This is a genomic window from Marinobacter shengliensis (genome assembly GCF_030297115.1).
In the GTDB taxonomy this organism is placed as follows: Bacteria; Pseudomonadota; Gammaproteobacteria; order Pseudomonadales; family Oleiphilaceae; genus Marinobacter; species Marinobacter shengliensis.
In genome coordinates, this window is record NZ_AP028062.1 from 920,139 (window position 1) to 939,353 (window position 19,215).

The following is a 19,215-nucleotide window of genomic DNA, read 5'->3' on the forward strand; positions in this document are numbered from 1 at the left end:
CGTTTGGTGCCCGGCCCGAGCTATCGGCGAAAGCGCTGAAGCCCGCCCTTGATCATGTTTTCAAGCGCCCCTAGTACCTCATCGGTCAGGTTTTGGCCGCTGCCGTGCGGAGTCTCCAGGCCCTGATCGGGGCCGAGGTCATGCAGGCATTCCTCGATCCCGGTCAGGCTATCCTCAATCAGGTCTTTCAGGCTGTCTCCATCGGGAACCACGTCCGGGCACAGGGTAAAGTTCAAAGTCAGTTGCCCCTGATAGCTCACCGCCACAATGACCAGACCAAGGCTATCGAACAGCGGGGCCGTGTTGTATTGCCGGATCAGTCGCGCGCCTTGCAGGAACAGCGGAACCTGTGGTCCGGGTACATTGGTGATCGGCAAGTTGAAGAGCGGGTGATAACGCTGCGCCACCTGCAGTTCGGAATATAGCCGGGCAGACAGCGCCAGCAGGGTGGATGGCAGCAGTTCTGTCAGCCGGTCGGCGGCAATGGCTTCTCGGTAGGGTTCAGACTCCACCGCGTTCTGATGGATTCGCCTGATCCGGGCCGCGGGATTGGGTTCGTTAGTGGCAAGATCCAGCAGCATCGCAGACATCTGGTTGCCGGTGGCTTTGCGCAGGCTGCTGGAGCGCACGGAAATCGGCGTCATTGCTACCAGAGACTTGTCGGTGTCGCCACCCTGTTGGTCGAGGTAACGGTGTAGCGTTTCAGCGCATAATCCGAGCACAACGTCGTTCAGGGTGACATCCCCGAGGCTGGCCTTGATTGCCTTGAGCCGGGATAGGCTGACACTGGCGGAGACAATGCGTCGGTTGGCGGTGATTTGCCGGTTAAACGGACTGTGGGGTGCGGTGAACAGGGGGAAGGGTACCGGCAGTTTCTGCAGCTGTTTCTTGACCAGGCCCCGGGCGGTGGCTTCTGCCGCGTTGTAGGCGAGTGAGGCAACCTGCATGGGGGTCTTGAGCATGTTGGCGCTGGCCTGAAGAAATACACGCTCCTCGGAAGGCTCCGGTCGCGCCAGCCAGGGTCGTGGCGGTGCGATGGATCGGGGCTCCGGCGTGTATTCCAGTAACTTGCCCATGATCTCCTCGCCACTGAAGGCATCAATGGCGGCATGGTGCAGTTTGACGATCAGCGCAAATCCTTGTTTATCGCCTTCCGGGTCGTCAATGCGAAAGCCGTCGACAAATGTGATGTGCCAAAGGGGCCGGTCACGTTTGAGCGGCTCTTCCATGATTTTTGACGCCAAAGACATCAGACTTGCCTGTTTACCGTGCTCGCCCAGGTTAACGTAGGCCAGGTGCCGCTCAATACTGAAGCCGGGGTCATCGATCCAGTAGGGGCGACCCAGGCGCAGGGGGATTTCCTTGAGCTTTTGCCGAAACAGGGGCACTACGTGCAGGCGGCTACGCAGGTATGACACAAACGTACTGAAGGCCAGGGGATCGCTCAGGCCGCTGGCGTCGAACAGGTACACACCGCCAATGTGCATGGGGGTGGTTTCTGACTCCAGGTAGAGAAATGAGGCATCCAGTTCCGACAGCTGACGCATCCAGCGCACTCCCTTGTGTGTCACGGTTAAGGTTGCGGGCCTTGGAGTATAGCCCATGGCATGATGGGGCCTATTGGCCCCGATGCCCCGATTTTATTCCGGTTGAAGCCATTTGTGGATGGTCTCATCGTGGCTGAGTCTGTCCCAGAACCACATCAGTGCCTTGCCTTTGTCTTCGCTGTGGCGGGCCAGATGTACGCTGATGGCGGAGCGGGGTTCACTCGTCTCTTTGGCAATCAGCGAGCCCCGGGCAAGCTGTTCCCGGATACGCGGGTAGGGGAGCCAGCCAACGCCCAGACCTGCCTCCTGGGCCAGAATCTTTTGGTCAATGTTGCTGACGGTGAGGGTTCTCTGGCGCCGGAATATTCCCGCATGTCCCGGTGGCAGCGAACGTGAAGTATCGGCCGCTACCGCTGCCGGATATGGCGCAATATCCGCTTCGGCCAGCGGGCCGGTTACACTGGCGAGAGGGTGCTCTGCGCCTACCGCGAACACAAACGGCACCTCCCCCAGCGATTTGGTGGCGAAAGCTCCGGCTGGTTTGCTAAGCAGGTCTGCCCCGACAACCATATCCACACGGCGGCTTTGCAGGGCATCCCAGGCGCCGGCGAAAACTTCTTCGATAATCTGCACATCAACCGGAACCCCAAGCTGATGGAAATCCTGAATGGCCGGAAACAGGCATTCAGCCGGCAGCAGCGAGTTAAAGCCAATGCGCAGCCGGGTTTCCCAGCCCTGGGCCACCTGCCGCGTGGTATGGGCAAGGTTCTCAGCGGCTTCCAGCAGTGAACGCCCCTCCTCAAGCAGATACCGCCCGGCCGAGGTCAACACAGCCTTATGACCGCTGCGGTCAAAGATACTGACGTTCAGATCCTCTTCGAGCTTCTGAACCGTGTAACTGATGGCGGATGGCACCCGGAACAGCTCCGAGGCAGCCCCGGCAAAACTGCCCTTGCGGTCAATGGCGTCCAGCACTTTGAGTGCGTCAATCGTAATGGCTGTATGCATGTTCGAATAATCTGAAAGTGTTTGCCAGAAATGCTTGCTATCAGCCTACCAGCCCACCCGGTAACCTGTCTCCAACATTTGTAAGCGGGGTCAGACCCCTGTGAATTTGTGTGGACAAATAAATTGGGGTCAGACCCCTGTTGATAAGTCCGCAGTTATTCACAGGGGTCTGACCCCAGGGGAGGTTTTATGGGTTTGTTGGTTGATGGTCAGTGGCACGATGAGTGGTACGACACCGAGAAAACCGGTGGTAAGTTTGAGCGGGAAGCGGCGCGGTTCCGTAACTGGGTGACCGCGGACGGCTCGCCCGGCCCGGCCGGGGAGGGCGGTTTTGCAGCGGAGAGTGGGCGCTACCACCTGTATGTGTCGATGGCCTGCCCCTGGGCGCACCGGACACTGATTTTCCGGAAGCTTAAGGGGCTTGAGCAACACATTGGGGTGTCGGTTGTGCATCCGGATATGGTGGAGAATGGCTGGGAGTTCCGGGAGGATGACCCGGCTCACCATGATCACCTCTACCAGTCGCAGTTTATGCATCAGATTTACACACGGGCCGCGCCAGACTATTCCGGGCGGGTGACCGTACCGGTGTTGTGGGATAAGCGGCGGGAAACCATTGTCAGCAATGAATCTGCCGATATTATCCGGATGTTCAATTCCGCGTTTAATGGCCTGGAAGGTGTGAGTTCCGGTCTGGACCTATACCCGGAGCAGTTGCGCCAGCAGATCGATTCGGTGAACGAGCGGGTTTATGACACTGTTAACAATGGTGTTTACAAAGCCGGCTTCGCGACTGCGCAGGACAAATACGAAGAAGCCTACAGCGCGCTGTTTGATTCTCTGGACTGGCTTGAGCAGATCCTGGCGGGGCAGCGCTATCTGACCGGCAGCCAGCTTACCGAAGCAGACTGGCGCTTGTTCACCACGTTGGTTCGGTTTGATGCCGTGTATTACAGCCATTTCAAGTGCAATCGACAGCAGATCAGGGATTATCCGAACCTGTCAGGTTATGTGCGGGAGTTGTACCAGGTGCCCGGCGTGGCCGAGACCGTGGATATTCGGCAGATAAAGCGGCATTACTATGTCAGCCAGCGTACGATCAACCCGACACAGGTCGTGCCGGTGGGTCCAGAGCTGGACTTCGATGAGCCTCATGGTCGCGAGCAGGTTGGCTAGGGTAGAAAGCGGGCGGCGCCTGATGGGTTGCCGCCCGGCTCGATAGTCAGCTGACTCGGGCTACCGCCACTTCAGTCAGCAACTCCAAGGCCTGCCGGTGCTCAGACTCGGGCAGGCAGGCGAGCAGGTTGCAGGCGATCTGTGCCTGTTCCTTTGCCTTGGCCATGGTGTATTCAATGGCGCCGGAGGCTTTGACAATCTCCAGTACCTTGGGCAGGTCGTCCAGACCGCCCTTGCGGATGGCCTGTCGAATCAGCTGGCGCTCTTCGTCGCTGCCGTTGGCCATGGCGTAAATCAGCGGCAGGGTGGTCTTGCCTTCGGCGAGGTCATCGCCCACGTTTTTGCCCATGGCTTCGGCGTCGCCCAGATAATCGAGAACGTCGTCCACCAGCTGGAACGCCAGGCCCAAGTGCTTGCCGTAGTCTTTCAGTGCAGCTTCCTGTGTGTCATCGGCACCCGCCAGCAGCGCGCCGGTATGGGAGGACGCCTCGAACAGCATGGCGGTCTTGTTGTGAATGACGACCATGTACTGCTCTTCGGTAAGATCCGGGTTTTTTACATTCATGAGCTGCATTACTTCGCCTTCGGCAATCACCGCCGTGGCGTGGGACAGCACGTTCATGATCGGCAGACTTTCCAGTTCCACCATCATCTCGAAGGCTCGGGCGTAGAGGAAATCACCTACCAATACACTGGGAGCATTGCCCCATTTTGCGTTGGCGGTGCTGCGGCCCCGGCGCATGTCGGAGGTATCCACTACGTCGTCATGCAACAGGGTGGCGGTGTGCAGGAATTCAATGACGGCGGCCAGCTTGAGGTGTTCGCTTTCGCTATAGCCTGCGGCCCGGCTGGATAGCAGTACCAGAAGCGGTCTCAGGCGTTTGCCGCCGCTTTCAATGATGTATTGAGCGATCTTCTCAACCATCGGGACGTCAGAGGCAAGCCGCTGGATTATCAGGTCATTGACGCGGCTGAAGTCTTCCGCCACGGTGTCGTGGATACGCTGGGCTGTCATCGGGCTGGTACGTCCCTTACTGGTGTTTTCGTTGAGTTTTCGGGCAGGACGCGGCAATGCTAGGTATTGCTGCCTACAGTGTCAACTTGCCCGGGAATCTGACTTGTATTGCCCGGCGGCTTTTCGTACAATCACGCGCCCAACTCATCCCAACCTGCGCTCCCTGCAATAGGGTCGCCAGAGCGCCTCCCTTAGAACCAGGTGGATAAGAGCAGGGATGGGTCAATCGCGGAGACTATGAATGTACGCAGTTATTGTTAGCGGTGGTAAGCAGCACCGTGTAAAAGAAGGCGAAACTCTGAAGCTGGAAAAGCTGGAAGTTGAAACCGGCGGCTCTGTTGAGTTCGATCGTGTTCTTCTGGTTGCCAACGGCGACGACGTTAAAGTCGGTGCCCCGGTAGTTGATGGCGCCAAGGTGATCGCTGAAGTGGTTAGCCATGGTCGTCACGACAAGATCAACATCATCAAGTTCCGTCGTCGTAAGCATCACATGAAGCGTCAGGGCCACCGTCAGTGGTTTACTGAAGTCAAGATCACGGGTATCCAGGGCTAAGCCCTCGAATAACCCCTTAATGAAGGAGGCTGGTAATGGCTCATAAAAAGGCAGCAGGTAGTACCCGTAACGGTCGCGATTCCGAGTCGAAACGACTTGGTGTCAAGCGCTACGGCGGTGAGACTGTCATTGCAGGCAGCATCATCATTCGTCAGCGTGGCACCCGTTTCCACGCTGGCAGCAACGTAGGCATTGGCAAGGACCACACCCTGTTCGCGAAAGCGGAAGGTCAGGTGAAGTTCGAGACCAAAGGCCCGCAGAACCGCAAGTTCGTGAGCATCGTTCCGGCTGCGTAAGCAGCGGCGATCCGGTTCTGTCGAACCTTGGATGAGCCTGATATGCTGATCTGATCAGCCCTCAGGTGAATCCGGAGCCCCGCAAAGCTTCCATGAGGCTGCGGGGCTTTTTAGTTTATGCAAAGGCATCAGGCGTATGAAATTTGTAGACGAAGCCACCATCATTGTTGAAGCCGGTAAAGGCGGCCATGGCTGCTTGAGTTTCCGGCGGGAAAAGTATGTACCCAAGGGTGGTCCCGACGGCGGTGACGGCGGGGATGGCGGTTCCGTCTATCTGGAGGCAGACAGCGCTCTGAACACGCTCATCGATTACCGCTTCCAGCGCAAACACAAGGCCCAGAATGGCGAGCCGGGTGCTGGCCGTAACTGCACGGGTAACAAGGGTGAAGACCTTGTTCTGCCGGTACCGGTGGGCACCACCGTTGTCGATATGGATACCCACGAAGTGCTGGGCGATCTCACCAAAGAAGGTCAGCGCCTGAAAGTGGCCCAAGGTGGTTTTCATGGCCTGGGGAATACCCGTTTCAAGTCATCAGTCAATCGTGCCCCACGACAGACCAGCAAAGGCTCGGAAGGTGAGACCCGTAATTTGCGCCTGGAGCTGAAGGTTCTGGCGGATGTCGGTTTGCTGGGTATGCCCAATGCCGGAAAATCTACTTTCATTCGTTCGGTATCTGCGGCAAAACCAAAGGTGGCTGACTACCCGTTTACCACGTTGGTACCAAATCTGGGTGTGGTTAGTGTTCAGGCTCATCAGAGCTTTGTCATTGCTGACATTCCGGGGTTGATCGAAGGCGCTGCCGAGGGCGCAGGGCTGGGTATCCGCTTCCTTAAACATCTGGTGCGTACCCGCTTGTTGCTGCACTTGGTGGATGTGGCGCCTTACGATGGTTCGTCCCCCGTGGAGGCGGTAAAGGCCATTGCTCACGAGTTGGAGAAGTTCAGTGAAACCCTGGCGAGCCGCCCCCGCTGGCTGGTGCTGAACAAGGTCGATATGGTGCCAGAAGAAGATCGTGAAGCCCGTTGCCAGGCCATCGTGGATGAGCTTGGCTGGGAAGGTCCGGTATTCCGCATCTCGGCATTGAGTGGTGAAGGTACCAAGCCGTTGGTTCAGGCGGTGATGCGCTGGATTGAAGAGCAAGCGGAGCAGGAAGCTGAGAACCCAGAAGTTGCCGAGCAGGAGGCCGCTCGTCGCCGCCGGATGGACGAAGAGGCACGCGCCAGAATTGAAGCTGATCGACAGGCTCGCAGGGCTGCGCGAGAAGCCGATGACGATGATGACTTTGACGACGACGATTACGACGTCGAAGTCGTCTACGCCCCTGAGTAAACTGCAACCCCAAGGGACAGAATCACAATCATGAGTGAACGCCTCCAGCTCCGAAAGGCTCGACGTCTGGTTATCAAAATTGGTAGTGCCTTGCTTACCGATGATGGCAAGGGGCTGGATGTCGCGGCCCTCGGGTTGTGGGTAGACCAGATTGCGGAGCTGATTGCCGAAGACGTGGAAGTGGTGGTGGTGTCCTCGGGTTCGGTGGCTGAAGGCATGAGTCGACTGGGCTGGAGCTTGCGGCCCCAGCATTTGCACGAGTTGCAGGCCGCTGCTGCAGTTGGTCAGATGGGCCTGGTGCAAACCTGGGAGGCGCAGTTCAAGCGCCATGATATTCACACCGCCCAGATCCTGCTCACCCACGATGACCTCTCGGATCGCAAGCGTTACCTGAACGGCCGTAGCACGTTGCGCACACTTCTGGATTACGGTGTGGTGCCCATCGTCAATGAAAACGATACGGTGGTGACCGATGAGATTCGTTTTGGCGACAACGATACGCTTGGGGCGCTGGTTGCCAACCTGATCGAAGCTGATGGTCTGATCATCCTGACCGACCAGCTGGGGTTGTTTAACAAGGACCCCCGTAAGCACCAGGACGCCGAGCTGGTTACCGAGCGTAGAGCCGAGGATCGTGATTTGGATGCGATGGCCGGCGGTGGCGCCGGGGCGCTCGGCCGTGGCGGTATGCTGACCAAACTTCGGGCCGCCCGGTTGGCCGCCCGTTCCGGAGCTTTCACGGTGATTGTCGGCGGGCGTATTGAGCATGCGATTTCTCGCCTGCGCCAGGGAGATGTGATTGGCACGTTGTTGCTTCCAGAGCAGGGCAGAATGGCGGCTCGCAAACAGTGGATTGCCAGCCATCTGCAAACCCGGGGTAAGTTGACGCTGGATGATGGTGCGGTAAAGGTGTTGCGCCAGGGCGGTCGCAGTTTGTTGCCGGTAGGCGTGAAGGCAATTGCCGGCCAGTTCCGGCGGGGCGAGATGGTGTCATGTGTTGACCTGAATGGTCGGGAAATTGCCCGCGGGCTGGTAAACTACGATGCTGACGAAGCAAGGGCCATTGCCGGCCGCTCAAGTGATCGCATTGCCGATGTGCTGGGTTATGTCTCTGACGAAGAGATGATTCATCGGGATAATCTGGTTGTGGTCTGAGTTGTTCGTATAACAGGTAAATTTCAGGCACAAAAAAACCGGCATGAAGCCGGTTTTTTATGAGCGCAAGATTTAGGCAGCTTTCAGCGCCTTGATCTTGGCGTTCAGGCGACTCTTATGACGAGCAACCTTGTTTTTGGCGAAGATGCCTTTGTTGACCATGCTGTCCAGAATCGGCTGAGCGGTCTTCAGGGCTTCTTGAGCGCCTTCGTAGCTGCCAGCTTTGATCTGGGCGTCTACTTTCTTCATGTAAGTACGTGCCATGGAACGCAGGCTGGCGTTGTGCTTGCGGTTTTTCTCGTTCTGACGAGCGCGCTTCTTGGCTTGCGGGGAATTTGCCACCGTAAAACTCCTGAAATTCGTTGCTGTAACTACTGAATATGTTTACATCGCAGGCGCGCCAAAACCAGCGCGTCGGAATAAATGACGCGGAACTATGCCGCCGAAAGCCCCAAATGTCAAGGCCGGCGGCGCAGTAATCCCCGCGTTGAAAAGGCCTGTGATACACTCCCGCATCGCCTGCATGGGGCCTGATCCGGCTGTGGCTGGCACCTTGCGGATTACCGAAACGCCGTTCCGGCCTGAACCCTGGATTTCTGGACGCCCATAACCATGTCATCGGAACCTCGACCAATAGATTCTCAGCCCCCAGTTCAGGAGCCGCCGAAAGCGCCCGGCTTGCTGCGTTCATCCGGGGTGGTTGGCGTGATGACTATGCTCTCGCGGGTGCTGGGGTTGGTGCGGGATATGGTGATTGCTCGCTATTTCGGGGCCGGCACCGCAGCGGATGCCTTCTTCGTGGCGTTCAAGATTCCCAACTTCCTGCGCCGCCTGTTTGCTGAAGGCGCCTTCTCTCAGGCCTTCGTGCCGGTGCTCTCGTCTTACCGCGAAAAACGCGACATCTCCGAGGTCAAGCGCCTGGTGGATGCGGTGGCTGGCTCTCTTGGCCTGGTGCTGCTGGCGGTTACGCTGGTAGCGATGCTCGGGGCTCCGGTACTGACCACGATATTTGCGCCGGGCTTTCTGGGCGATGAGGTCAAGTTTGCTTTGGCCAGCGATATGCTGCGCATCACGTTTCCGTACCTGCTGCTGATCTCTCTCACGGCGTTCGCCGGTGGCGTTCTGAACAGCTACGACCGGTTTGCGATTCCGGCTTTTACACCGGTGTTGCTGAATCTGTCCATGATCGGGGCGGCTATTTTCCTGGCCCCGTTAATGGATGAACCCGTCATGGCGCTGGCCTGGGGCGTATTTATCGCCGGTGCCCTGCAGCTGTTTTTCCAGTTACCGTTCCTGATGCGCCTGGGGCTGCTGCCGAGGCCGAGGGTGGATTACAAGCACGAAGGCGTCAGCCGCATTCTCAAACTGATGGCGCCGGCGTTATTTGGCGTGTCGGTTAGCCAGATCAACCTGTTGCTGGATACCGTGCTGGCGTCGTTCCTGCAAACGGGCAGCGTATCCTGGCTTTATTACTCCGATCGACTGGCGGAGCTGCCGTTGGGCGTATTCGGCATTGCCATTGCCACGGTGATTCTGCCCAGCCTGTCGCGCAAGCATGCGGCGGCGTCCAAAGATCAGTTTGCCGCCACCCTGGACTGGGCCGTGCGCGCGGTGCTGTTGATTGGTGTGCCGGCGGCGCTGGCACTGGCGCTGCTGGCAGAGCCGCTGATTGCCACCCTGTTCCATTATGGTGAGGTGACCGATCGTGATGTGACCATGTCGGCCCAGAGCCTGCGGGCTTATTCCGCCGGCCTACTGGCATTCATGTTGATCAAGGTGCTGGCGCCGGGCTTTTTCTCCCGGGAAGACACCAAAACTCCGGTCAAGATCGGTGTCATTGCCATGGTGGCGAACATGGCCTTCAATCTGGCGTTAATTGTGCCCCTGGCTCATGCCGGCCTGGCGCTGGCGACGTCCATTTCCGCCTGGCTGAACGGCTACCTGCTCTGGCGCGGATTGCGCAAAGAGAATGTCTGGAAAAGTCAGCCGGGTTGGCCCAGGTTCCTGATGCAGTTGTTGGTGGCCAATGCTGCCCTGGCGGCGGTGGTGTTCTGGCTGAATGCCCCGGTGGCAGACTGGCTTGCAGCGAGCGGGCTGCAGCGGGCGACGGATATGGGGATTCTGGTCGTTGCCGGGGTGGCGGCCTATTTTGTGGCTCTGGCCCTGGTAGGTGTGCGGGTTCGCCAGTTCCGCCAGAAGTAAGCAGCCTCAAGATTTCTACCGCACCCCTGCATGGGGTATAATCGCGCGTTTTCTCACCAGCGCATCTCGCTTTTCGGGCAGGTGCGCCACAAAGCCAGCTGGCAAGTTAAGGTTCGCAGTACATGCGTCTGATTCGAGGCCTGACCAATCTTAAGCGCCTGTCCGGGCAAGCGGATTCGCCGCTCGCCGATGGCTGTGTGGCGACCATCGGCAACTTTGATGGCGTGCACCTGGGCCACAAAACCATTATTGGTCAGGTAAAGCAGAAAGCCGCTGAGCTGGATGTGCCCTCGGTGGTGATGATTTTTGAGCCTCAGCCCCGGGAGTTTTTTCAGGGTGCTGACGCGCCACCAAGACTGATGCCGTTTCGCCAGAAATTCGAAGCGTTGTTGGCGGAGGGCGTGGATGTGGTGCTGTGCATCCGTTTCGACGAGCGATTCCGCAGTTACTCTGCCATGGGCTTTGTGGAAGATGTGCTCATCCAGGGCCTGGCGGTGCGCCATCTTGTGGTGGGCGATGACTTCCGTTTTGGCTGCGACCGGGCCGGGGACTTCAGATTGCTGGAGCAGGTGGGCCAAGAGCATGATTTTACCGTCGAAAACACCCGCACTGTGACGGTAGATGGCGAGCGGGTCAGCAGTACACGCGTGCGCAACGCCCTGAATGTGAACGGCCTTGAGGAAGCGGAACGTTTGCTCGGGCACCCTTACCGCATTCACGGCCGGATTGTTTACGGGCGCCAGCTGGGGCGCCAGATCGGTGCGCCCACCGCCAATATCTTGCTAGACCGAATGCCGGCACTGCGTGGCGTGTACGTGGTGCGGGCCCGGCTTGAAACCGGTGAATGGCGCGATGGCGTGGCCAATATCGGCCTGCGCCCCACGGTAGACGGCAAGCGGCCGTCACTGGAAGTGCACCTGTTCGACTTTGCTGGCACACTTTATGGCCAGCACCTGGAAGTGGTGTTCCGCCATGGCCTGCGGGACGAAGTGAAATTCGACTCTGTTGACGAACTTCGGCAACAGATCGCCCGGGATTTTGAGCATGCCCGGGCCTGGCTGGCGAATAACCCCGCCACGCCGGAAACCTGATTCAACTGACCAACCAAAGAGTACGCACACAAACATGAGCGACTACAAGCATACCCTGAATCTGCCGGAAACCGCGTTTCCCATGCGCGGTAACCTGGCCAATCGCGAGCCGGAGATGCTCAAGCGGTGGCAGGACCTGAACGTATACGGCAACCTGCGCAAGCAGCGTGAGGGCCGGGAAAAGTTCATCCTGCACGATGGCCCTCCCTACGCCAACGGCAGCATTCACATCGGGCATGCGGTCAACAAAATCCTGAAAGACATGATCGTGAAATCCCGCAGTTTCATGGGCTATGACGCACCCTACGTGCCCGGCTGGGATTGCCATGGCCTGCCCATTGAACACAAGGTGGAGCAGGAAATCGGCAAAGCCGGCGTGAAGGTGGATTACAAAACCTTCCGCCAGGCCTGTCGCGATTACGCCATCAAGCAGGTTGAAGGCCAGAAAGCCGACTTTATTCGCCTGGGTGTGATGGGCGAGTGGGACAAGCCCTACCTGACCATGGACCCGAAAGTTGAAGCGGGCATTGTGCGGGCGCTGGGCAAGATCGTGGCCAAGGGCCACCTGGTGCGCGGATTCAAGCCGGTTTACTGGAGTGTGGTTGGTCAGTCCGCACTGGCAGAAGCCGAAGTTGAATACCAGGATAAAACCTCGACCCAGATCGACGTGCGCTTCACCGCCGTGGATCAGGACGCAGTCCTCAAAGCCTTCGGAACCGACGGCGGCCAGGGTGATGTATCCCTGGTGATCTGGACCACTACTCCCTGGACCATCCCCGCCAACCAGGCTGTGTCCATCGGTGCGGACCTGGAATATGCCCTGGTGCAGCTGGATGCCGGCAACGGCCCGGAGCGCATGATCCTGGCCACCGATATGGTGCAGGGCATCATGGCCCGCTGGGGCGTGGAAGATTATCAGGTGCTGGCCAATGTGGCCGGTGCCGAGTTGGAAAACCAGCTGTTGCACCATCCGGTGTATGACAAACAGGTTCCGGTGCTACTGGGCGACCACGTTTCCCTGGATGCCGGTACCGGTGCTGTGCACACCGCACCAGACCACGGCATGGAAGACTTTGAAGTAGGCAAAGCCTACGGCATTGGCACCATCAACCTGGTGAAAGCCGACGGCACCTACACCGAAGCTGCTGGCGAGTTTGCCGGTGTACACGTATACAAGGCCGACGAGCCGGTGTGCAGCGCGCTGGAGCGTGAAGGTAAGCTGGTACGTTCGGAGAAATTCCGCCACAGCTACCCGCACTGCTGGCGTACCAAAACCCCGCTGATCTACCGGGCCACGCCCCAGTGGTTCATCAGCATGGACAAGCTCAACCTGCGTGCCGATGCCCTGGAGGCCATCAAAGGCGTTCGCTGGGTGCCTGGCTGGGGCCAGAATCGCATTGAAGCCATGTTCGAGCAGAGCCCCGACTGGTGTATCTCCCGTCAGCGTACCTGGGGTGTGCCGATTACCCTGTTTATCCACAAGGAATCCCAGGAACTGCACCCCAACACCCAGGAACTGTTCGAGAAAGTCGCTCAGGCGGTTGAGGCCGGCGGCATCGACGCCTGGTACGAGTTGGATCAGAGCGAACTGCTGGGCGCGGACGCCGACCAATACGAGAAGGTGCTGGATACCCTGGACGTATGGTTCGATTCTGGCGTCACCCACGACTCGGTTTTGCGGGTACGTGAAGAGCTGGGCCAGTTCCCTGCCGATATGTACCTGGAAGGCTCTGACCAGCACCGTGGCTGGTTCCAGTCGTCCCTGAAAACCTCCATCGCCATGAACGGCGTGGCCCCGTACAAGCAGGTGCTGACCCACGGCTTCACCGTGGACGCCAAAGGTTACAAGATGTCCAAATCCATGGGCAATGTGATCGCGCCACAGGAAGTGATGAACGAACTGGGTGCCGACATCCTGCGCTTGTGGGTATCCGCCACCGACTACAGCGGTGAGATGAGCGTCTCTAAGGACATCCTGCGCCAGACGGCAGACGGCTATCGCCGTATCCGTAACACCGCCCGCTTCCTGCTGAGCAACCTGACCGGGTTTGATCCGGAGCAGCACATGGTAGCGCCGGAAGACATGATTGCCCTGGACCGCTGGATGGTGGACCGTGCCCTGCAGCTGGAGAACGAACTGCACGAAGACTACGGCAACTACGCCTTCCTGAAAATTTACCAGAAAGTGTACAACTTCTGTGAGGCCACCCTGGGCGGTTTCTACCTGGACATCATCAAAGACCGCCAGTACACCACCCAGGCCGACAGCCTGGCCCGGCGATCCTGCCAGACGGCGCTCTATCATGTGGCCGAAGCGCTGGTGCGCTGGATTGCGCCGATCCTGAGCTTTACCGCCGATGAAATCTGGCAGCACCTGCCAGGCAAGCGCGGCGACACCGTGTTCTACGAAACCTGGTACGAAGGCCTGACCGCACTGCCGGAAGACTTCGAGCTGGGCCGCGACTACTGGCGTGAAATCTACGCGGTGAAAGAAGCCGTCAACAAATGCCTGGAAGAAGCCCGTGCCCGTGGCGAGATCAAAGGCTCTCTGAGTGCCGAAGTCACCCTGTACTGCGAAGGTAGTTTGGCCGAGCGCCTGAACCACCTGGGCGAAGAGCTACGCTTTGTACTGATTACCTCAGAAGCTACCGTGAAACCGGTGAGCGAAGCGGCGGGCGCCGAGCAAACCAACCTGGAAGGCCTGCTGGTGAAAGTGCAGCCGGCTGCCCACGCCAAGTGCGAACGCTGCTGGCACCACCGCGAAGATGTGGGTGCCAATGAGCAGCACAGCGACCTGTGCGGCCGCTGCGTCACCAACGTGGAAGGCCCGGGCGAAACCCGCGCCTACGCCTGATGGACGCTGTGATGACTGAAGCCCGTGTGGGTAGCAAATTAAAATGGTTGTGGCTGGCGGTGCTGGTGATAGCCCTGGACCTGGGCACCAAAGCCCTCGCCACCGCCATGCTCACCTACGGCAACCCCGTACCGGTGATGCCCAGCTTCAACCTGACCCTGCTGCACAACACGGGCGCTGCTTTCAGCTTCCTGGCGGATGCCGCCGGCTGGCAGCGCTGGTTCTTCGTAACCCTGGCCATCGTGGTCAGCTTAGTACTGGTGGGCTGGCTCAGAAAACTCCAGAGCCACGAAACCTGGATGGCCATCGCCATCGTACTCATCCTTGGTGGCGCCCTTGGTAACGTCTACGACCGGGTAGTGCATGGCTACGTGGTGGACTTCCTGCACTTCTACTGGCAGGACTGGCATTTCCCGGCCTTCAACCTGGCCGACACCGCCATCACCATCGGTGCCGCCATGATGATACTCGACGCATTCCGCAAACCCGCTGACGACAGCGGCGATGCCAACCGGAGCAACTGATTCCCATGAAAGACCTACCTATCGACAAGGGAACCCGCGTAAAACTCCACTTCGCCCTCAAATTTGAGGATGGCGAAACCGTGGACTCCACCTTCGATAAAGAACCGGCCACCCTGGAAATCGGCGACGAAAACCTGCCGGAAAACTTCGAGGCCTATTTAATGGGCCTGAAAGCCGGCGACCACCAAACCTTCCAGGTGCCACCGGAAAAAGCCTTCGGCCAGCACAACCCCAGCAACGTACAGACCTTCAAACGCCACGAATTCAGCGCCGACATGGTGCTGGAGCCCGGCGTGGTGGTGTCTTTCGCCGACGCGCGCCAGCAGGAGCTGCCCGGTGTGATCAAACGGGTGGAAGGTGATCAAGTGGATGTGGACTTTAATCACCCGCTGGCAGGGCATACACTGAGCTTTGAAGTGAAGATCATTGATGTGGAGCCGGCTGGGCCTACGCATTGATGGCCAAGGCGCGGCCCTGAACAGCTAACTCGAATATAGCGGGATGCGGGGAGGAGCTTTCAGGGACTGTCTGCAGCAGGGATGCTGCAGTCAAGCGTACACGGACGTATTCACAGCGTGTCCCTGAAAGCTCCTCCCCGCAGCACGCGGGCGACCAACTCCACCAGGCGGAAACTCCAAAGGCAAGATGATGCAAATCCGACTCGCTAACCCCCGTGGCTTCTGTGCCGGCGTAGACCGCGCCATAGAAATCGTAAACCGCGCCCTCGACGTATTCGGCGCCCCCATCTACGTGCGCCACGAAGTCGTCCACAACAAATTCGTCGTCGACAACCTCCGCAACCGCGGGGCGATCTTTGTCGACGAACTGCACGAAGTGCCAGACGACAAGTTGGTCATCTTCAGCGCCCACGGCGTGTCCCAGGCAGTACAGAACGAAGCCGCCCGCCGTGGCCTGAAGGTCTTCGACGCCACCTGCCCACTGGTCACCAAAGTCCACATGGAAGTCATGCGCTACAGCCGCGACGGCCGCGAGTGCATCCTCATCGGCCACCACGGCCACCCGGAAGTGGAAGGCACCATGGGCCAGTACGACCACAGCAACGGCGGCGATATCTACCTGGTGGAAGACGAAGACGACGTACAAAAGCTGGAAGTGAAAGACCCCAGCTGCCTCGCCTACGTCACCCAGACCACCCTCTCCATGGACGACACCGCCCGGGTGATCGACGCCCTGCGCGCCAAATTCCCGGACATCGAAGGCCCCCGCAAGGACGACATCTGCTACGCCACCCAGAACCGCCAGGATGCCGTCAAGCAGTTGGCCGGAGACTGCGACCTGATGCTTGTTGTTGGTTCCCCCAACAGCTCCAACTCCAACCGCCTGCGGGAACTGGCCGAACGCATGGGTACCCCAGCCTACCTGATCGACGAAGCTGCCCAGATTGATCCGCAATGGCTGGAAGGCAAACAGGCCGTCGGTGTAACGGCGGGTGCCTCGGCACCGGAAGTGCTGGTGGCGGATGTGATCAGCCGGCTGAAGGAGCTGGGTGGGGACGAGCCTCAGGAAGTGACGGGTAGGGAGGAGAATATCGTGTTCTCTATGCCTAAGGAGCTACGGATTGATGCGATTAATGTCTAGGTGGCGGCGCTAGGAGTAGCTCCCCTGATACTCGTTTAACAGATCCTCGATCTCCTTGCTCAATAGTAGAATTTTGTGCGCGTTTTCACGTTTTTCGCCAATCCTGTCCGTTTACTCCAGCCAAGAAACCGTTCGTCGAGCACCTGTTCGGCTGCTCGACGGTGTCAATATACTATCAGTGATGAAACAAACAAGAGAGGCTTAAGGCATGAGGCCAAAGCATTCCGGATTCACTTTGATCGAGCTTATGATTGTCGTCGCGCTGATCGCCATCCTCGCGACTGTTGCAGTTCCTGGTTTTCGGTCACTAATTGAATCCAGTCGTCTCACCTCAACCACAAACAATGTGATCGGGCTGCTCAACTACGCCCGAGCAGAAGCCGTGCGTCGTGGCGAGCCCGTAGCGTTGAGGGCTATGAATGGAGACCTTCAGCAGGGGCTCGAAGTGCTGTTGGAGCGAGATTTACCTGATGCTAATGCCGACGTACTTCGGGCAGCTGAAGCAATGCCTGGTTCAGTAACACTAACGATCACGAATGGTGTAATGCCGGTGTTTCGGGGTAATGGTGAAAAGAAGGGTGGTAACCCGACAGAGTTCCGAATTTGTCCTGGTAATGGCAAGCCGGGAGTGGACATCGTAATCAATAGGGGCGGCCAGGCAAACCGAGCGCAAACTGAGCCTGCGTGTACCTGACAACTCTGACGAAGGCACTCGTTCGCATCACACGAGGTTGGTAAATATGACATCGAAACAAACCGGTTTGACCATGATCGAAGTGATGGTCGCGCTGTTGGTCCTGGCTATTGGTCTATTGGGCGTGGCCGGAATGCAAACAGTCTCAATGCAGCAGACGCAGGGCGCGGATCAGCGCTCTATCGCAGTGTTGCACGTTCAGACCATGGCAGACGAAGTGCGCTCCAACCGAGGGCTGCCATCGAATGCTGATAGAGCCACTTGGGAAGCGTCGGTCAAGAAGGATCTTGGAGAGGAAGCGACAGCAGAGGTTACGTCTGTGAACCCAAACCAGGATGCAAGGATCATCGTTACCTGGGAGTCCCGGCAGACTGTTTGGGATAGTGCTGAAGAAAGCGAAGATACTGGAAGCTCGATGCACAAAAACTCGTTTTCACTATTGGTGAGGTATGCGCCATGATCCTTCTTGACTTGCAGTTCAAACATCAGAAGGGCTTGTCGATAATCGAACTGATGATCGCCCTACTGCTGGGTTCGCTTTTAACGGTGGGCTTGGTCCAGATATTCACATCGAATAGTCAGGCTTTCCGGATGTCGGAGGCTGTGTCTCGTACCCAGGAGTATGGGCGGATAGCGTCAGACATGCTTGCCAGAGAGGCTCGTAACGCAGGTTATTTTGGCTGCAACTCTGACAACTTCGTCAGTAACCTTGATATTGATGAAAATGATGACGATTGGGATGCGTTTAGTTGGGATATGTCAACGTCTGTCAGTTCTGAAAGCACTCGGCGTCCAGCTAATGCTGTCAATGGCACGGATTTTATTTATTTCAACGGCTTGGATGGCGGTGGCTTAGAAATAGTTGCATCAGCCCCGCCAACGGCTGCCTCCACAAAGGTTGCGAGTCGCGATGGTGCCGATCCGGCTGCCTTTCTGAGTTCAGGGGATATCATAGCTATCACAGATTGTCAGGGGACTGACATTGTTCAGATTTCGAATATCAACACCCAAAGCGGAAATTTGGAAGTCACTCTTGTTACGAACTCGGGGTCAGGTACCCCGGGGAATGATTTCAGTAACAACGTCTGTTCTAACACCGGCCAAACTTCTGCCGGCAATAACTGTTTGTCCAATGACTATGGTGAGGGGGCACAGATCCTGAAGCCATTTGAACGCACCTACTTCATCGGCATGAGTGCTACCACTGGCGGACGGGCTTTGATGATGCAGGAGCGTCAGAATGGTGTAGTCAGAACTTACGAAATGGTCGAAGGTGTTGAGGATCTGCAAGTTCGTTATGGCCTGTCCGGTGACAAGGATTCACCTGTAAACAGATGGCAGAACGCCGAGGATGTGAGTGATTCTGATTGGGGTAGTGTTCGAGCTGTTCGGGTCAGTCTATTGGTTCGGGGTGGGCCTGATAATCTCTACGATGACAGCGCTTCGGTATGCTTTCCTGCCTGGGCGGATTGTTCCGGCGGGAACAATTACGCAGCTCAGGATAAGCGGATGTACAGGGTTTATTCCTTTACATCGAATGTACGTAACAAGTCGAGTTAACGGGGGCAGCAATGATAAGCAGACAAAGGGGCTCTGCCCTTCTGATGTCGCTGGTAATTCTCTTGGTTTTGTCATTGTTGGCTACGTCCTCAATGCAGAACTCGGTTATGCAGGAGCGAATGTCAAACTCTGCCAGAGAGGGTGTTATTGCTTTGGAGGCTGCGGAAGCAGCGCTCAGGGGAATTGAGAAAGATCTGGATGGCTTGACTTCTTTGGCGGGATTCGGCGCAAACACCGCTGGCTGGTTTGACACGGGCGAGGCGCCACCCGCGCTATCGGCGAGTACTTGGGGTACCGGCAAGATCGCTGAGGCTCCGGAGGTTGATGGGTTAACGCCAGAATATTTTATTGAGTACCGTGGGCCGGTAAAACTGAAACAGGATCAAAGTGGTGGCGCAGACGGGCGAACAGTGCGCAATTTGAATTTTGAGGGGTCTGGCGGTCTGGGTGGTAGTGGTGGCGTGGCTGGCCCTGGTCAGGCAGACGTTATGGGTAGCGCAGAATCGATGCGAATTGTGGTGATGGCGAAAGGTCCCTCGGATGAGAGCCGTAAAGTCATTGAGAGTTTTTACTTTATCAGCGCCAAGAACGTTGGCACTGAAGATTGAGGG

At 57.8% G+C, this 19,215-nt stretch carries 19 protein-coding genes and 1 pseudogene; 16 read left to right on the forward strand and 4 right to left on the reverse strand.

From position 1 onward, the window contains the following. Positions 1-20: 20 nt before the first annotated feature. A complete protein-coding gene (locus QUE75_RS04250; RefSeq protein WP_286253863.1) occupies positions 21-1,547 on the reverse strand; it encodes a WS/DGAT/MGAT family O-acyltransferase in 1,527 nt (508 codons plus the stop codon). A 93-nt stretch (positions 1,548-1,640) separates the two neighbouring features. Beyond that, positions 1,641-2,555: a LysR substrate-binding domain-containing protein gene (locus QUE75_RS04255; RefSeq protein WP_286253865.1), complete on the reverse strand. Its 915-nt coding sequence runs from the start codon at positions 2,553-2,555 to the stop codon at positions 1,641-1,643. Positions 2,556-2,744: 189 nt separating this feature from the next. Between QUE75_RS04255 and QUE75_RS04260 the strand changes: the two genes are divergently transcribed. Then, positions 2,745-3,731 (forward strand): glutathione S-transferase family protein, encoded by a 987-nt coding sequence (locus QUE75_RS04260; protein WP_286253866.1) that lies wholly within the window; start codon positions 2,745-2,747, stop codon positions 3,729-3,731. Between the two features lie 46 nt (positions 3,732-3,777). Here the strand turns inward: QUE75_RS04260 and ispB are convergent, their stop codons facing one another. Next, entirely contained in the window at positions 3,778-4,746 is a 969-nt protein-coding gene (ispB, locus tag QUE75_RS04265) for an octaprenyl diphosphate synthase (RefSeq protein ID WP_286253868.1), read from the reverse strand. 241 nt (positions 4,747-4,987) lie between these two features. On the opposite strand from ispB, the gene rplU reads away from it, so the two are divergent. The 4 genes from rplU to proB all read left to right on the forward strand — a co-directional run bounded on the left by rplU (position 4,988) and on the right by proB (position 8,080). Beyond that, positions 4,988-5,299: a 50S ribosomal protein L21 gene (gene rplU / locus QUE75_RS04270; protein WP_286253871.1), complete on the forward strand. Its 312-nt coding sequence runs from the start codon at positions 4,988-4,990 to the stop codon at positions 5,297-5,299. A gap of 35 nt (positions 5,300-5,334) precedes the next feature. After that, positions 5,335-5,595 (forward strand): 50S ribosomal protein L27, encoded by a 261-nt coding sequence (gene rpmA / locus QUE75_RS04275; protein WP_286253874.1) that lies wholly within the window; start codon positions 5,335-5,337, stop codon positions 5,593-5,595. A gap of 136 nt (positions 5,596-5,731) precedes the next feature. Continuing rightward, entirely contained in the window at positions 5,732-6,925 is a 1,194-nt protein-coding gene (gene cgtA / locus QUE75_RS04280; protein ID WP_106693195.1) for an Obg family GTPase CgtA, read from the forward strand. A gap of 30 nt (positions 6,926-6,955) precedes the next feature. After that, positions 6,956-8,080, forward strand: a complete 1,125-nt coding sequence (gene proB, locus QUE75_RS04285; RefSeq protein ID WP_286253877.1) for a glutamate 5-kinase — start codon at positions 6,956-6,958, stop codon at positions 8,078-8,080. A 72-nt stretch (positions 8,081-8,152) separates the two neighbouring features. On the opposite strand, the gene rpsT is transcribed toward proB, so the two are convergent. Continuing rightward, positions 8,153-8,422, reverse strand: coding sequence for a 30S ribosomal protein S20 (rpsT, locus tag QUE75_RS04290; protein ID WP_058091292.1), 270 nt, complete (start codon positions 8,420-8,422; stop codon positions 8,153-8,155). Between the two features lie 270 nt (positions 8,423-8,692). Between rpsT and murJ the strand changes: the two genes are divergently transcribed. From murJ to QUE75_RS04345, 11 genes and pseudogenes are all read left to right on the forward strand, one after another. Beyond that, positions 8,693-10,282 carry a murein biosynthesis integral membrane protein MurJ gene (gene murJ / locus QUE75_RS04295; RefSeq protein ID WP_449566862.1) on the forward strand — a complete coding sequence of 530 codons (1,590 nt, stop codon included), beginning with the start codon at positions 8,693-8,695 and terminating at the stop codon, positions 10,280-10,282. A gap of 122 nt (positions 10,283-10,404) precedes the next feature. Further along, a complete protein-coding gene (gene ribF / locus QUE75_RS04300; protein ID WP_286253879.1) occupies positions 10,405-11,373 on the forward strand; it encodes a bifunctional riboflavin kinase/FAD synthetase in 969 nt (322 codons plus the stop codon). 34 nt (positions 11,374-11,407) lie between these two features. Then, complete coding sequence (gene ileS, locus QUE75_RS04305; RefSeq protein ID WP_286253881.1) at positions 11,408-14,227, forward strand: isoleucine--tRNA ligase; 2,820 nt, start codon at positions 11,408-11,410, stop codon at positions 14,225-14,227. Beyond that, positions 14,227-14,751: a signal peptidase II gene (lspA, locus tag QUE75_RS04310; protein WP_286253883.1), complete on the forward strand. Its 525-nt coding sequence runs from the start codon at positions 14,227-14,229 to the stop codon at positions 14,749-14,751. The genes ileS and lspA overlap by 1 nt, the downstream gene beginning before the upstream one ends. 5 nt (positions 14,752-14,756) lie before the next feature. Continuing rightward, on the forward strand, positions 14,757-15,209 hold the full coding sequence (fkpB, locus tag QUE75_RS04315) for an FKBP-type peptidyl-prolyl cis-trans isomerase (RefSeq protein ID WP_106693201.1): 453 nt from the start codon (positions 14,757-14,759) through the stop codon (positions 15,207-15,209). Between the two features lie 190 nt (positions 15,210-15,399). Beyond that, on the forward strand, positions 15,400-16,350 hold the full coding sequence (gene ispH / locus QUE75_RS04320) for a 4-hydroxy-3-methylbut-2-enyl diphosphate reductase (protein WP_286255600.1): 951 nt from the start codon (positions 15,400-15,402) through the stop codon (positions 16,348-16,350). Between the two features lie 208 nt (positions 16,351-16,558). Then, entirely contained in the window at positions 16,559-17,044 is a 486-nt protein-coding gene (locus QUE75_RS04325) for a GspH/FimT family pseudopilin (RefSeq protein ID WP_286253885.1), read from the forward strand. A gap of 46 nt (positions 17,045-17,090) precedes the next feature. Continuing rightward, positions 17,091-17,504: a type IV pilus modification protein PilV gene (gene pilV / locus QUE75_RS04330; protein ID WP_286253888.1), complete on the forward strand. Its 414-nt coding sequence runs from the start codon at positions 17,091-17,093 to the stop codon at positions 17,502-17,504. Beyond that, a complete protein-coding gene (locus QUE75_RS04335) occupies positions 17,501-18,604 on the forward strand; it encodes a PilW family protein (protein WP_286253889.1) in 1,104 nt (367 codons plus the stop codon). The genes pilV and QUE75_RS04335 overlap by 4 nt, the downstream gene beginning before the upstream one ends. 44 nt (positions 18,605-18,648) lie before the next feature. Next, positions 18,649-18,723, forward strand: a pseudogene (locus QUE75_RS04340) (PilX N-terminal domain-containing pilus assembly protein); the annotation flags it as partial. Then, entirely contained in the window at positions 18,724-19,212 is a 489-nt protein-coding gene (locus QUE75_RS04345; protein WP_286255744.1) for a hypothetical protein, read from the forward strand. The last annotated feature ends 3 nt before the right edge of the window (positions 19,213-19,215 follow it).